Genomic DNA, 14,408 nt, shown 5'->3' on the forward strand with positions numbered 1-14,408 from the left:
GGTGAGATCGTCACCGACCCACCAGTCCGGTCGTGGCCGTCACCAGCCGGCCGGAGCGGTCACCACCAGCAGTGATGCCACCAGTGGTGGCAGTGGCCAAGCAGGTCGTCCAGAAGGCAAGCAACTCCGTCAAGTAGTCCCATGTCGTTCACCTCCGATCACTGAACCAGTCGGCAAGAACGTACCTCCGCGATCACGTTCTGTATCTACTCAACTACCTGTTGCCACGAAACCTTGAGCATCCTTTAACTGGTCCGCAATGCTGCCCGCGCGGCCCCGGGTTGACAGATCCGCAATTGGTTGCCTACAGCACCAGACAATGTTCGTCCCGGGTTGGTAAAAAGTCTTCACATAGTTGCCGATGAGTGCCAATCTTTGACCGGATCACCTCCGACCGGACCACCTCTCGCCTAGGAGCCCTCTGATGCGATCACTTCGGCTGTGGACGACCGGCGTACTCGGCGCCGCCGCTCTGGCCCTGCTCACCGGCTGCCTCGGTACGTCGGACTCCGGCAGCGGCGACCAGGACGCGAACCGCAACTCCGACGCCACGAAGGTCGAGCTGACCATCGGCTCGAACGCGGTCAAGGGCGGCAAGAGCAGCGCCGGCGCGACCTTCATCGAGGACGTCCTGATTCCGAAGTTCGTGGCCGAGCAGAAGGGCAAGGGCGTCGACGTCACGGTCAAGTTCCAGGGCGACGGCTCCGACGACGAGGTCTACAAGCAGAAGCTGTCGCTGGACCTGTCGAACCACTCCGGACCGGACCTCATCCAGATCGACGGCATCTGGGTCGGCGAGTTCGCCCAGGCCGGCTACATCAAGCCGCTCACCGACACCGTCGGGGACGCGAGCAAGGTGGACAGCTGGGACGGCTGGAAGCAGATCCCGGAGTCGGTCCAGGCGCTCGGCAGCTTCGAGGGCAAGCGGTACGGCGTTCCTGGTGGGACCGACGGCCGGGTGCTCTTCTTCAACAAGAAGCTGTTCCAGCAGGCCGGGCTGCCCGCCGACTGGCAGCCGAAGTCGTGGGACGACATCATCACCGCCGGCCAGGCGCTGAAGAAGCTCGCCGGCGTCACGCCGATCCAGATCAACGCCGGGACGGCGATGGGCGAAGCCACCACCATGCAGGGCGTACTGCCGCTGCTCGTCGGCACCGGCGCCACCATCAACACCGACGGCAAGTGGCTGGGCGACACCCCGCAAGTGCGTCAGGTGCTCGACTTCTATCACCAGATCTACAGCACCGGCCTCGGCGATCCCGTGCTCCAGAAGGAAGCCAAAGGCCGGGACAAGTCGTTCGCCGAGTTCGCCGCGAACAAGGTGGGCATTCTGCTGGAGAGCGACTACTTCTGGCGCAGCGTCGTAGAGCCGAAGCAGGGCGTCGCGAAGATGGCTGACCGCGACACCGCCGTCGGCTACGCACTGATCCCGGCCGCCAAGCCAGGTGGCGGTGTGAAGGGCCAGGACTTCGTCTCGATGTCGGGTGGCGGTGCGACCGTGATCAACCCGAACACGAAGTTCCCGCAGCAGGCCTGGGAGCTCCTGCAGTTCATGAACTCCGCGGAGCTGGTGAAGGCCTCGCTGGACGGCGCGGCCAAGATCACCCAGCGCACCGACGTCAACAACGAGGTGCTCGCCGGGGACCCGATGCTGAGCTTCGTCAACACCAAGGTCCTGCCGATCACCCAGTTCCGGCCGGGCCTCGCCGAGTACCCGAAGATCTCCGCGGCGCTGCAGCAGGCGACCGCGGACGTGGTCGCCGGGAAGTCGACGGATGCCGCGGCGACGGCGTACGAGAAGGCCGTCGAGGCGGCGGCCGGCAGCAAGGACAAGGTCACCACCAACTGATGACATCTGCTCCCGCACCCGCGCCGGCTCGAACGCCCGAGCCGGCGCGGCCCGCCCGTGGTTCGGCGCGTGGTCCGGCCCGGGACGTCGCCGGGCTCGGCGTCGGTCGGGCGCTCGGCTTCCTCGCTCCGGCGTTGGTCCTGATCGGCGCGTTCCTGGTCTTCCCCGCGGTCTGGACCATCTACATCGGCATCACCAACTACCGGCTCACCGGTGTCGAGGCGGTCTCGCCGTCGATCGTTGGCCTGTCCAACTACACCAAGGCCCTCAACGACGCGCTCTTCCACAACGCGCTGTGGCTGACGCTGCTGTTCGTGCTCGGCTCCGCGATCATCGGCCAGAATATCCTCGGCTTCACACTGGCATGGGTGATGCGTCGTACGCGACCCGTCGTACGACGTACTGTCCAAGGGCTGGTGTTGCTGGCCTGGATCCTGCCGTCGACCGTGGTCGCGTACCTGTGGGTCGCGTTCTACGACCGTGACGGCGGCACGCTGAACAGCATCCTCGGTACGCCGGGGACCGCCTGGCTGATCGACTACCCGATGGCCTGTCTGGTGGTCTTCAACATCTGGCGCGGTACGGCGTTCTCGATGATGTTGTACTCGTCCGCACTGGAGGCCGTACCGCCGTCGCAACTCGAGTCGGCGCGGATGGTGGGCGCGTCGGGCTGGCAGACGCTGCGGGACGTGGTGTTCCCGCACATCCGCGGGCACGTCCTCACCAACACGCTGCTGATCTCACTGTGGACGGCGAACGACTTCTCGCCGTTCCTGCTCACCAAGGGCGGACCGAACCACGAGTCCGAGACAGTGCCCGTCTACATCTACAACGTGGCCTTGCAGGGTGGTGAGCTCGGGTACTCGTCGGCCATCTCGTTCCTGTTGTTGCTGGCGAACCTCCTGGTCTCACTGGTCTACCTGCGACTCCTCCGGAGGCGCTCATGACGCCGGCTTTCGTCGTACGGCGGATCGGCTTCTACGTCCTGATCTCCGCGATCACACTGTTCTTCGCCGTACCGATGCTGTGGATCGCGTCGGCACCGTTCGATGCGTCGCCGGGTCTCGGGGTGCACTGGCCGGACTGGACGCTCTCGAACTTTCGTACGACGCTCGAGCACCCGTACGCACTGCACTCACTGGTCAACTCGCTGCTGATCTGCGTGACCACAGCGTTGGCCGTGACCGCGTTCGCCGCGTTGGCGTCGTACGCCTTGTCGCGCGTCCGCATTCCTGGCCGGGACGCCTTGCTGTACGGATTGTTGCTGCTGTCATCGGTCGTCACGGGTACGGCGGCGATGGTGCCGATCTTCGTGATGATGTTCCAACTGGGGCTGATCGACTCGCGGTTCGGGGTCGCGCTGGTGATGACCGGCGGGTTGTTGCCGGCAGCAATTTTTATCCTGAAGGACTTCGTCGACGCGGTGCCGAAGTCGTACGAGGAATCGGCGCGGGTGTTCGGCGCATCCACCTGGCAGATCCTGCGCGACGTCGTACTGCCGGTGTCGCGGCCCGGTCTGGCCACCATCATGGTCTGGGCGTTCGTCAATGCCTGGGGCAACTTCCTGGTCCCGTTCCTGCTGATCCGGTCGATCGACAAGCAGCCCGCCGCGGTGCTGCAGCAGACCTTCACCGACGAGGGCGGCAGCGCGAACCTCGCGGTGATCCCGGTCTTCGCGCTGCTGTTCTCGATCCCGGTCGTTGTGCTGTATCTACTGGTGAACTCGCGGTACGGGTTCCGCTTCCACGGAGGAATCAAGAGCTGATGGCGGGCATCGACATCGAAGGCCTGGCGACCGTCTACCCGAACGGCGTACGCGCCGTCGACGGGCTGGACCTGCACGTGGCCGACGGCGAGTTCTTCGCGTTGCTCGGCCCGTCCGGTTGCGGCAAGACCACGCTGCTGCGCACGATCGCGGGTCTCGAGTCCGCCACCGAGGGCAAGGTCCGCATCGACGCGGCCGACGTGACGCGGCTCGAACCGGGCAAGCGCGGCGTGGCGATGGTCTTCCAGGATTACGCGCTCTTCCCGCACATGAACGTGGCGGAGAACATCACCTACCCGTTGAAGGTACGCCGGGTCTCGCCGGCGAAACGCGCGGTCGTCGCCGAGCAGACGGGTGCTGAGCTTTCCTTGCAGGGTTTGCTCGAGCGACGGCCCGGCCAGCTCTCCGGCGGCCAGCAACAACGAGTCGCCCTGGCCCGCGCGATCGCATCTTCAGGAAAGGTGCTGCTGCTCGACGAGCCGCTGTCGAACCTCGACGCCCGGCTGCGGCTGGAGGCACGCACGTTCCTGAAGAAGCTGCAGCGGGACCTCGGCATCACCACCGTCTTCGTCACCCACGACCAAGCCGAGGCGTTGGCCCTGGCCGACCGCATCGCAATCATGGAATCCGGCAAACTCCGCCAACTAGGCACCCCCCGAGAAGTCTTCGCCCGCCCCACCAACACCTTCGTCGCCAACTTCATCGGCTCCACCCCCATGAACCTCCTCCCCGGAACACTCACCTCCGCCAACCCCGCCGCCGGCACCGTCTCCGTCTCCGTTGCCGGCGGATCGTTGCCGGTGAGCATCGCCGGCACTGGAGCTGACGGCGGCTCGAGCTCGGTGGGTGCTGAGGTCACGGTCGGCATTCGCCCCGAGTACCTGACGATCGCGCCGGGCGACCTCACCGGCCCGTCGCTACGTGGTTCTGTCGTGGTCGCCGAGAACCTCGGCACCCAATCTCTGGTGACGGTCGACTGCGACGGCACCCTCGTCGGCGTCACCGTCGCCGAAGAAGACGAACCGTCGCCGGGCGCAGCCGTCGTCCTCACCGCCCCCGCCTCCCGAGTTCTCCTGTACGACCAGGAGTCCGGCGACCTCCTCACCCACCAGCCGATTCCGGATACGGTCGGTTGATGGCTGTCACGTCGTACCGCAGAACTTGGACTCTCGACGACCGGGCCGAGTCGGTGTGGCACTCGCTGCCGGTCGACATCCCGGCAGATTGTCCGGGCCTGCTGGTCACGCTCACAGTCCCACCGATCCCAGGCGCCGTGATCGACCTCGGCTGCGAGGGAGCAGGCGGGTGGCGTGGCTGGTCCGGCGGCGCGCGCCAGACCTTCGCCATCACTCCGACCGCGGCGACCCCCGGCTACGTCGCCGGCGAACTCGAGCCCGGCACGTGGTGGGTCGTTCTCGGCCTGTACCGGATACCCGTCGAGGGCGTTGAGCTCATCGTCGAAGCAGTCACCGGTCCGGTGGCGGAGATCCCGGGCCTGACGGAGTACGCCGACCTCACGGCGGCAGTCGCCGTACCGGCTCGTCCACCACGCCGAACGCTGCCCGCGTCATCAGGACTGAAGTGGATCGCCGGCGACTTCCACGCGCACACCCTGCACTCCGACGGCTCCACCCCGGTCGCCAACCTCGCCGCCCTCGGCGTCGCCGCCGGGCTGGACGTCCTCGCGGTCACCGACCACAACACCGTCGCCCACCACCTCGAACTACCCTCAACCGGCAACCGCTTCGGCATCGGCCTGATCCCCGGCCAAGAGGTCACCACCGACACCGGCCACGCAAACGCGTTCGGCGACATCGGCCCGATCGACTTCCGCCAACCCGCCGCCACCTGGGTCACCGAGGTAGCCCGACGCGGCGGTCTGCTCTCGATCAACCATCCACTCGGCGGCGACTGCTCCTGGCGCCAACCGCTCCCCGAACACCCACCACTGGCCGAGATCTGGCACTCCTCCTGGCTCGAACACACCTGGGGCGGCCCGATCGCCTGGTGGCAGGCATGGGGCCTCGACCGTACGACGCCCATCGGCGGCAGCGACTGGCACAACCCAATGTCGTTCACCCCACCCGGCTCGCCAACCACCTGGATAGCCGTAGACGCCGAAGCCGAATCCCCCGAAGAACTCGCATCAGCCACCCTCACAGCCCTATCCGCCGGCCGAACCGCAATCTCCTGGTCCTACACCGCCCCCGTCCTGGTCCGAGCAGACGACGAACTGGTAGCCCTGAACGCCACCAACAGCCTCGTCATCTCCCCCGACGGCACCCACCACCAAATCAACTCCCCCACCCAAAGAATCCCCGCCCCGCAAGGCCCGCACCTCCTAGCCACCCACACCGGCACCTTCCTATCCACCTGCACCTAACCACCCACCCGGTTGGGCTTATCGCGGCGTGTGCCTGAGGTTGAGGTCGGTCTGGGGTGGGAGGAGGCAGACTGGCTGGATGACATCTGAACGGCGGCAGGTGATCGTGGTTGATGCGGCTAACGTGATTGGCTCGCGGCCGGATGGGTGGTGGCGTGACCGGCCGGGCGCGGCGCGTCGGCTGCTGACGAAGCTCGCGATACTGCAGGAGAATCTCCAGGAGACCACCGACATCATCGTGATCCTGGAAGGCGCCGCCAACCGCGCCTTGTCCGGACCCGAAGCGCCAGACACCGGCGCGCTCCGCGTGCTCCAGGCACCCGCCTCCGGTGACGACACCATCACCGCCATCACCGCCGAGACAACCGCCCGCCCGGACCACCCGGAGGTCACCGTAGTCACCGCCGACCGAGGCCTCCGCCAGCGCACAGACCCCACCGGCGCCACCTCCACCGGCCCAAGCTGGCTCCTAGACCAACTCGACCAGCTCTAACCCCACACACCTACCTCCTCCCCCGCCAGCCACCCGACTCAACAGCCACCGCCCTGGCGCGTGCCAAGTCGGCGCACCACGTCAGCAACGCACGAGAAAGGCGAGTTCGGCCGGGGCTGGCTCAGTAGCGGCCGGCGGTTCGGCCGGGGCTGCCTCAGTAGCGGCCGGTGGTTCGGCTGGGATAGAGGGCGCGGACTTGGGGGCCGTAGGTGGCGATCGCGGCCTCGACGGCTGCCGTGTCGCGGACTCGCAGCGCCCTCCGCTCGGCCGAGTACGCAGCGGCCTGGTCGATCCAGCCCTGCATCGCCTCCGGATCTGGGTCCGACTTCTTCCTCTCGGCCGTGATCTGCGCGGCACACCAGCCGATCAGATCGCCGAACAGGTCCTCGGCGACTTCGTACCGGACGCCGGCATGCAGGGACACTTGGGAGTCGTCGCCCGTCGGGGTGGTCATGAATCTCCTCTGGTCATCGTGCGCTGCGCTCGGGTGGCAGGCTAGTCGAGGAGCCAGCCGTTATGTTCGGCTATTTGTACTGCATCGGCTCGGGTTCGGGCTCCGGTTTTGCCGATGGCCGACCAGAGGCGGGTGCGTACGACGCGCTCGGAGACGTCCAGTTTGCGTGCCATCAACGCCACCGAACCACCCTCTCGGGCGGCTCGCAGGGTGTCTGTCTCCTGGGCGCTCAGCGGTGTCTCGGAGTACTTGAGGGTCTCGGCCGCGAGGTCCGAGTCGACCACGCGTAGGCCGAGGTGCACCCGTCGTACGGCGTCGGCGAGCTGCGGTGCCGGACAGCCTTTCAGCGCGAACCCCTTCGCCCCGGCATCGAGACCGCGCCGCAGATGCACCGGCCGCCCGTACGTCGTCAGCATCACCACCCGGCACTCCGGCATCGCCGTACGGAGCTGGCTCGTCACGGCGATGCTGTCGTGTCCCGGCCCACCGGCGTCGAGCAGCGCGACGTTCGCACGGTGCCGTTTCGCGGCACCCACGATGTCGTCGGTTCTGTTGAGCTCGGCAACGATCTCCAGATCGCGCTCACGCTCCAGACCGCTGCGTAGCACGCCGCGGCTGAGGATCTGGTCGTCGACCAGCAGCAGCCGGATCCGGTCGGGCAAACGTGCCTCCGAGGTAACCGTCCGGACGTCGGGGAAGTACGTCCGGGAGGATGAGCAGGACTCGGTTCCAGATCATGGAGCCCGCCCGCACACCTCGTCCACATCAACGCGGCATCTCTACCAGATTGCGACCAGATCGCGACCCCTCGAAAACCACCGCACGGTTGGCCACCTTCGGTCGAAGCGCGAGGTAGACGATCAGCGCGCTGGCGAGGGTCAGGACCACGTCCACGGACAGGGCTAGGTGAAGGCCGCTGAGGTGGACGGTTTGGCTGGCGGCGATGGCGATGAGCAACGGCGTACCGATGGTGCCGCCTACCTCCTGCGTCATCGACGTGAGGCCGGCGGCCAGGCCCTGCTCGTCGTTGGGCAGCCCGGATGTTCCCACCACCGAGTACGACACGATCGCCGCGACATGGCCGAAGAATCCGACGAACAACGCAGGCACCAGGATGACCAGCGCGATCCGATGCTCACCGAGGAACACCAACGGCAGCGTCGCCAGCCCCTGGATCCCCATGCTGACAGCCAGGACCAACCGGCCACCGAACCGCCCGATGATCCGTCCGGCCAGAACACCCGCAGCCACGGACGCCAGACCAGGAACCCCGAACACAATGCCGGTCATCAGCGGTGACAACTCCAGGACCTGCTGCAGATACAACGTCGTCAGGAAGATCATGGCCGGCTCCATCGCGCTCACCACGAGACCCGCGACGTTCCCCCACGTCACCGTGGGCCGCTTGAGGATCTGCACCGGCACAAGCGGAGCCGACGTGCGCATCTCGATGACGCCGAACGCGACCAGAAGGACCGCACCCACAACACCGATCGGAACGCTTCCCTCGATCACGGCGTAGACCACCGCGAGCAATCCACCGGTGACGGTCAACGCGCCCGGCACGTCCACCTTCGGCTTGCCCACGATCCGGCTCTCCTTGATCACGAACGGCGCGAGGACCAGGACGACGAGCGCGGCTGGAACGTTGATGAAGAACGCCGCTCGCCAACCGAGCATGCTCACCAAGAGACCGCCCACGAGCGCGCCGACCGCGAACCCGGCTGACAGCAGTGCGCCGCGGAGACCGAGCACCCGCTCACGCTTCGCGCCGTCGCGGAAGGTCGTGGTGAGCAAGGACAACGCTGACGGAAGTGCCATAGCTGTAGCGAGACCTTGCAGGGCACGCGCAGTCAGCAGCACTCCGGCCGAGCTCGCCGTGCCGCCGATGAGCGACGCAGTGGCCAGCAGGACCATCCCGCCCAAGAAGAGTCGACGTCGACCGAACAAGTCGCCCAGCCGTCCGAAGAGCAACGTGAACCCCGCCGCCGGCAACGCGAAGGCCGACGTGATCCAGGCCAGTCCCTCGCCCTGGAGCCCGACGCCTCCGCCGGCCTCTGGAAGCGCGACATTCAGGATCGAGAAATCGACCGACATCATGAATCCGGCCCCGAGGAGCACGAGCACGATCGCCCACTCCCGACCGGTGAACCGCAGACTCGCCGTGCTGGTCATCGCAAACACCCTTCGCTATATGGCAACTCATTGGTTGCGACTTTATAGCAACCGCTCGGTTGCGTCAATGAGTTGGTCAGACGGGTCCGGCTCGGGCTGTGGCGGTGAGGATTGGGTTGGCGAAGGGGAGGTGGATTTGGAGGGCTACCTCGACAGTCACTGCTGTGGGCGTTGAGTGGCAGGCGATCAGTTGGACCTTGTGAACGGCGGCTATTCGGGCTGCGGCGGCGCAGGACGTGGAGAGCTGGGTGTCCATCGGGAGTTCGGTGGCTGTGGAGGGTTGGGCGGCCGTGGCGAGGTGGGCGTCTCTGGAGAGGTGGGTGTCTGTGGTGGAGGAGGTTGAAGGGCTCAGGGCTGCGCCGGCGCTGAGGGCTGTGAGGTCGGCTGCGGTGGAGAGTCGGTGACGGGCCGTGGAGATGGTGGACCAGAGGGTCGCGGCGGCGAGTGCGGTGATGAGGAGTAAGGCGGCGAACAGGGAGTGGAGGGTGGCGCTGCCTTTCTCGTTCGGGGTCATGGGGTCTCCTCGAGCTGCTTGTTCGGGATGGGTGCGCCTTCGGTGGGCATCTCTTCAGTGGGTTCGGCTTCGACGGGTTCTCCTTCGACGGGTTCTCCTTCCGCGGGTTCGGCTTCGGTGGGTTCGGCTTGGAGGGTGGCTTCGGCGGATAGGTGTGTGGGGGTCAGGGGTCCTAGGAGTGGCGGGTTGTGGGCGGGTTGGGCTGTGACGGTGACGTGGATGTCTGGGCCTGCGCGGGTGATCGTGATGGTCGCGGCCGGGATCGTGCGGTGGCCGATGGCCTTGGCCTCGTCGGGGGACTCGCCTCGGGCTACTGCGCGGGCTACGTCTCGGGCAGCGTCGATGCATTGGATGTTGAGGACGACCAGGCCGATCGACCAGATGCCTAAGAGGAGAAGGGAAAGCAGCACGGGCAGGGTGATCGCCAGCTCTGCGGTGACAGCACCGCGCTGAGATGGTTCGGTTCGCGCGTTTGGTGAGGTCGCCTGTCGGGCGGGGTTGGGTGAGGTTTGGGGTCGGGTGGGGTTGAGGAGGTTGGGGGTCGGCATGGGGGCCTCCGGGTGGGGTGGCGGCCGGTCGGGTTGAGGGGACCGGCCGGCCGCCGGGTGGATCAGAGCTGGATGCCGTCGACTCCGGCGAGCTTCAGTGCGTAGTTGATGAGGGCCTTGAGGGCGTTCATCATCACGTCGGACTTGAGGAGAGCGACGAGGATGCCGCCGAATCCGCAGGCAGCGACGACACTGATGGCGTACTCGGCGGTGGCGGCGCCGCGCTGGCTGCGGGCCCGGGTCCGGGTGCGGAGATGGTTGCGGACGGCTACTACTGCCTTGGACATCTGGTACCTCCGGGGTTTGCGATCGGCCGATCCGGATCGCTCATTGATTAACATGCCGTTGTTGGATGCCCTTTTTTACAAGGACTTTCGGCCTGTGGACGACGGGGTGGTCAGGGGTGCAGAAGGTAGGGGATGAGGGCGTCGGCGATCGTCGGGACGATCGAGAGAAAGATGAAAGCGGGTAGGAAGCAGAGGCCTAGTGGGAGGGCCGAGCGAGACTCTGCTGCTCGGGCTCGTTGGTCGGCGGCGTGGTGATGCGCCCGGCGGGTGTCGTCGGCTATGTGTTCGAGCGTTCTTGACAGTGGTGCGCCTGAACGGATGGAACGGTCTATTGCTCGGGCTACTGCGGCACAGGCTGGTTCGGAACGTAGGTGGGACCAGGCGTCGGTCGGGTCGGCGCCGAGAGATAGGTGGTGGGCGACCTTTGTCAGTAGGTCGGCGAGTAGGCCCGGGACGGCGGTGGCGACGAGGGTGAGTGCGTGTTGTGGCGGGCGGCCGGCGCGGAGGCAGGCGGTTAACAGGTCGACCGCTAGTGGGAGATCGCGGGCGATCTTGGCTGCGCGTTGTTTGGTGGCGGCTGGTTCGAGACGGGACAGGACGCGCGGAATTGCGTAGACGGCGAGGGCGGCTGGTACGACGCCCCACGGGAGGCCGATCAGGAGGAGTGCGCCGAAGGCGGCGACGGCTGCGGCTAGACGGTGGGGGCGTGACTTCGTCGTACGCGGGCGGCGGGGTGGTGCGGTCAGGCGGCGGAGGTCGGGGCGGGGTGGCGTGAGTAGGTAGGTGGTGATCGCCAAGGCTGTTGCGGCGTAGAGGGTTGCGGACATGAGGACCTCGGTCAGGTGGAGGGTTCGGAGAGGTGGGTGGTCCAGTGGAGGCCGAGGGTGGTGAGGGTTAGGCCGGCGGCCAGGCAGAGCCAGCCGGCGGGGGTGGCGGTGAGGAACGTCAGAGGTCTTGCGCCTAGGGAGTAGCCAAGGGCGATGCCGAAGATGGGAAGGGCTGCGAGGATGCGGGCGGTGGAACGGGCGCCCGCGAGGCTGGCTTCGGTTTGTCGGTGGATGGTTTCGTCGGCGCGGAGGGAGTCGGCGAGGCGTTCCGTCAGGGCGGCGAAGGCGGCGCCGGACTCTTCGGCTACGCGCCAGGCTGCTGCCAGCGCGCGGAGGCCTGCGGCGCCTGGTGCTTTGGCGGCAAGCTCCAACGCGCCTGGTACGTCGCCGCCGAGCTCGGCTGCAGCGTGGGCGACTTGGAAGTCTGGGCTGATGGATGCGGCGCCTTCGAGGGCATCGACGGGTGGGCGTCCTGCGGTCAGGTCGGCGGCTAGGACGTCGAGAGCTTCGATGATCTGCGCGCGACGGGCGGCTGCGGTTGCACGGCGTTGGTGATGTGCGCGTTGGCCGGCTACCAAGGCGATGACCACCGCGATGGCGACACCCGCGACCAGGAACTGTGCGCCGAGGAGGAGAACGACGATCGCCGCGATCGGAGCGATCGTCGCTAGGCGTCCGAGCGACAGATGCCGGCGAGCCGGGCGCACAGCAGCTGCGTCCGGTGCGGCGGGCGGATTCAGTCGGTGCAGGCCGCGACCTGGGCGCGGCAGGAGGACGATGCCGACGAGAAACACCAGCAGAGCCGAGAGAAAAGCAGAACTCATGCCGCACCAGCTAGACCAGGTTGCTTGGTGAAGAGGTGGGATGGGGGATGGTGGGTGATTGTGCCGTTGGGGTGGAAGTGGACGGCTGGGGTGGTGGCTACTTGGCCGGTGGGGGTGCGGGTGAAGGTGTAGATGTCGGAGATTCGGCGGATGCCGTTGGGGGATCGGGTTAGGTGGATGACGGCGTCCAGGGCTGAGGCGAGCTGGCTGTGGATGGCTTCGCGGGTGAGGCCGGCTAGTGCTCCCAGGGCTTCTAGGCGGGCGGGTACGTCGGAGGCGGAGTTGGCGTGGATGGTGCCGCAGCCGCCCTCGTGACCCGTGTTCAGCGCGGTCAAGAGGTCGACTACTTCGGCTCCGCGGACCTCGCCGACCACCAGCCGGTCCGGACGCATGCGGAGAGCCTGGCGGACCAGGTCGCGCAGGGAGATCTCGCCGGCGCCTTCGACGTTGGGTGGTCGGGCCTCGAGCCGGACGACGTGGGGATGGTCCGGGCGGAGCTCGCTCGCATCCTCGACCAGGACGAGTCGTTCGGACGGGTCCGCCAAGGACAGCAGGGAACTGAGCAACGTGGTCTTCCCCGAACCGGTGCCGCCGCTGATCAGAAACGCGAGACGGGATTCGAGGAGGTCGCGCAGGATCGGCGCACCGGCGGGAGGAAGGGCACCGGCGGCAACCAGGTCGTCGAGGGTGAAGACATGCCGCGATGGCACCCGGAGGGAGAGACAGGTGCCGGGCGCGGCGATCGGAGCGAGGATCGCATGGAAGCGAGTCCCGTCCGGCAAGCGGACATCGACGTACGGCGTGGCGTCGTCGAGGCGACGGCCTGCGGCTGCGGCCAACCGGGTGGCGAGGCGGCGGATGGCCGGCTCACCACCGGTATGAACGAGGGCACGCTCGAGTCCGCCGCCGCGATCTATGTAGACCTCGTCGGGACCGTTGACGAGGATGTCGGTGACACCGGGCTCGGCCAGCAACGTGTCGAGAGGACCGGCACCGAGAGCTTCGCGGCGCAGCGCGGTGACGACAGCCAGCACCATGGCGTCGCCGCACACGGTGCCGTCGGCACGCAGCGCGGCCGCGACGTGAGCAGGCGTGGGCTTGGCGCCGGTCAGCGCGAGCGTGCCGCGAACGCGGTCGAGCAGCTCACCCGGCACAACATCAACGTCGACATGGCTGCTCATGCGACGCTCGATTCGCTACGGGTGAAGAGATCGAGGAGATCAGTCGCGGCGCGAGACAGGTGGCCCCGGGGGCGGGGATCGAAGCGGCCTTGGTCCATTGCTGTGGACAGGTCGCGCTCGTGACCGACGATTGTTGCTAAAGGCAAGGAGAGGTGGGCCGCGACGTCCGGTGCGGACAGGCCGTGGGGCCGGGATTCGCGGGCGACGACGCGGAGGTCGCCGGCGACAGCGCGGAGTGGCCCGACCAGGCGTTTGGCCGCGGCGACCGACCGGACGTCGCACGGTACGACGAGCAACGTGGCAGCGGCCCGAATGAACCCTTCCTCGACCGCTGGATCCGCGCGCCGAGGCAGGTCGACCACGACGAGATCGCTACTGCGCTGGGCAGCACCGATGACCGAACTCATCGTGTCGGGTGGCAAAACGGTCACATCCGATTGATCCCAGGACAGCACCGCGAGCCCGTCGACCGACGGCAAGGCAGAGCGCAAGGCGGCGGCACTGACCCGACCTGACGCATTCAGCAGCTTGGGCCACCGATCGCCGGGGTCGCGCTCGATCCCCAGCGCCAACTCGATCCCACCGCCGAGTGGATCGCCGTCGATCAGCATCGTCCGAAACCCACGCCGATTCCCGAACACGGCGACCGCCGCGGCCAAGGTGGTCGCACCCGCTCCCCCACAGCCGCCGACGAAAGCCAGCGTGAGGGCCGTCCGGACGGCACCATCCACCGCATCCGCAAGCTTCCCGGCCAACGCAGACTCGTCGGCGGGTAAGCGAAACACGCCATCCGCACCCACGTCGAAGGCGCAGCGATACAGCTCGTCACCATCCAGGCCCGACCCCACCACGACGACACCTGGTCGCGAGGCAGGCTGCGCGCGGGCCAGTGGCTCGGCCAGATCGCGGCCGACCACGACCAGCGTGCAGGAATGCCAGCGTCGACGGACGCCGAGCAGATCCGGCTCGACCACAGGTGTGATCGAGGCTGCCGCCGCCAGCCGGAGCAGGTCGTCGAGCAGGATCTCGTTGGTAGTTGCCAAGAGCACCGATGTGGGTTGCGGAGTCAGGTCCATGCCCTAGAACATGCCGTGATCCGACCCACTTC

16 protein-coding genes are annotated in these 14,408 nt (G+C 67.2%); 6 read left to right on the plus strand and 10 right to left on the minus strand.

Going from position 1 to position 14,408, the window contains the following annotated elements; genetic code table 11:
• Positions 1–424 precede the first annotated feature (424 nt).
• The 6 genes from ACWF4Z_RS15765 to ACWF4Z_RS15790 all read left to right on the plus strand — a co-directional run bounded on the left by ACWF4Z_RS15765 (position 425) and on the right by ACWF4Z_RS15790 (position 6,490).
• Positions 425–1,849, plus strand: a complete 1,425-nt coding sequence (locus ACWF4Z_RS15765) for an extracellular solute-binding protein (RefSeq protein ID WP_452243741.1) — start codon at positions 425–427, stop codon at positions 1,847–1,849.
• On the plus strand, positions 1,849–2,796 hold the full coding sequence (locus ACWF4Z_RS15770; RefSeq protein ID WP_452243742.1) for a carbohydrate ABC transporter permease: 948 nt from the start codon (positions 1,849–1,851) through the stop codon (positions 2,794–2,796). The genes ACWF4Z_RS15765 and ACWF4Z_RS15770 overlap by 1 nt, the downstream gene beginning before the upstream one ends.
• On the plus strand, positions 2,793–3,614 hold the full coding sequence (locus ACWF4Z_RS15775) for a carbohydrate ABC transporter permease (RefSeq protein ID WP_452243743.1): 822 nt from the start codon (positions 2,793–2,795) through the stop codon (positions 3,612–3,614). The genes ACWF4Z_RS15770 and ACWF4Z_RS15775 overlap by 4 nt, the downstream gene beginning before the upstream one ends.
• Complete coding sequence (locus ACWF4Z_RS15780; RefSeq protein WP_452243744.1) at positions 3,614–4,750, plus strand: ABC transporter ATP-binding protein; 1,137 nt, start codon at positions 3,614–3,616, stop codon at positions 4,748–4,750. Before ACWF4Z_RS15775 ends, ACWF4Z_RS15780 begins: the two co-directional genes overlap by 1 nt.
• Positions 4,750–5,997, plus strand: coding sequence for a CehA/McbA family metallohydrolase (locus ACWF4Z_RS15785; protein ID WP_452243745.1), 1,248 nt, complete (start codon positions 4,750–4,752; stop codon positions 5,995–5,997). The genes ACWF4Z_RS15780 and ACWF4Z_RS15785 overlap by 1 nt, the downstream gene beginning before the upstream one ends.
• 79 nt (positions 5,998–6,076) lie before the next feature.
• Positions 6,077–6,490, plus strand: coding sequence for a hypothetical protein (locus tag ACWF4Z_RS15790; protein ID WP_452243746.1), 414 nt, complete (start codon positions 6,077–6,079; stop codon positions 6,488–6,490).
• A 154-nt stretch (positions 6,491–6,644) separates the two neighbouring features.
• On the opposite strand, the gene ACWF4Z_RS15795 is transcribed toward ACWF4Z_RS15790, so the two are convergent.
• From ACWF4Z_RS15795 to ssd, 10 genes are all read right to left on the minus strand, one after another.
• Positions 6,645–6,944 carry a hypothetical protein gene (locus ACWF4Z_RS15795; RefSeq protein ID WP_452243747.1) on the minus strand — a complete coding sequence of 100 codons (300 nt, stop codon included), beginning with the start codon at positions 6,942–6,944 and terminating at the stop codon, positions 6,645–6,647.
• A gap of 41 nt (positions 6,945–6,985) precedes the next feature.
• The gene (locus ACWF4Z_RS15800; protein ID WP_452243748.1) at positions 6,986–7,606 is read right to left on the minus strand and encodes a response regulator; all 621 of its coding nucleotides are present in this window, start codon (positions 7,604–7,606) and stop codon (positions 6,986–6,988) included.
• Positions 7,607–7,709: 103 nt separating this feature from the next.
• On the minus strand, positions 7,710–9,119 hold the full coding sequence (locus tag ACWF4Z_RS15805) for an MFS transporter (protein WP_452243749.1): 1,410 nt from the start codon (positions 9,117–9,119) through the stop codon (positions 7,710–7,712).
• Between the two features lie 76 nt (positions 9,120–9,195).
• Complete coding sequence (locus tag ACWF4Z_RS15810) at positions 9,196–9,633, minus strand: pilus assembly protein TadG-related protein (RefSeq protein ID WP_452243750.1); 438 nt, start codon at positions 9,631–9,633, stop codon at positions 9,196–9,198.
• Entirely contained in the window at positions 9,630–10,181 is a 552-nt protein-coding gene (locus ACWF4Z_RS15815; RefSeq protein ID WP_452243751.1) for a TadE family type IV pilus minor pilin, read from the minus strand. The genes ACWF4Z_RS15810 and ACWF4Z_RS15815 overlap by 4 nt, the downstream gene beginning before the upstream one ends.
• A 62-nt stretch (positions 10,182–10,243) precedes the next feature.
• Positions 10,244–10,468 carry a DUF4244 domain-containing protein gene (locus ACWF4Z_RS15820; RefSeq protein ID WP_452243752.1) on the minus strand — a complete coding sequence of 75 codons (225 nt, stop codon included), beginning with the start codon at positions 10,466–10,468 and terminating at the stop codon, positions 10,244–10,246.
• A 110-nt stretch (positions 10,469–10,578) separates the two neighbouring features.
• Positions 10,579–11,295, minus strand: a complete 717-nt coding sequence (locus tag ACWF4Z_RS15825; RefSeq protein WP_452243753.1) for a type II secretion system F family protein — start codon at positions 11,293–11,295, stop codon at positions 10,579–10,581.
• Between the two features lie 11 nt (positions 11,296–11,306).
• Positions 11,307–12,119 (minus strand): type II secretion system F family protein, encoded by an 813-nt coding sequence (locus ACWF4Z_RS15830; RefSeq protein WP_452243754.1) that lies wholly within the window; start codon positions 12,117–12,119, stop codon positions 11,307–11,309.
• Positions 12,116–13,300 (minus strand): TadA family conjugal transfer-associated ATPase, encoded by a 1,185-nt coding sequence (locus ACWF4Z_RS15835; protein ID WP_452243755.1) that lies wholly within the window; start codon positions 13,298–13,300, stop codon positions 12,116–12,118. Before ACWF4Z_RS15835 ends, ACWF4Z_RS15830 begins: the two co-directional genes overlap by 4 nt.
• Positions 13,297–14,376: a septum site-determining protein Ssd gene (ssd, locus tag ACWF4Z_RS15840; protein WP_452243756.1), complete on the minus strand. Its 1,080-nt coding sequence runs from the start codon at positions 14,374–14,376 to the stop codon at positions 13,297–13,299. Before ssd ends, ACWF4Z_RS15835 begins: the two co-directional genes overlap by 4 nt.
• Positions 14,377–14,408: the final 32 nt, after the last annotated feature.

Source organism: Kribbella sp. NPDC055071 (genome assembly GCF_053608045.1).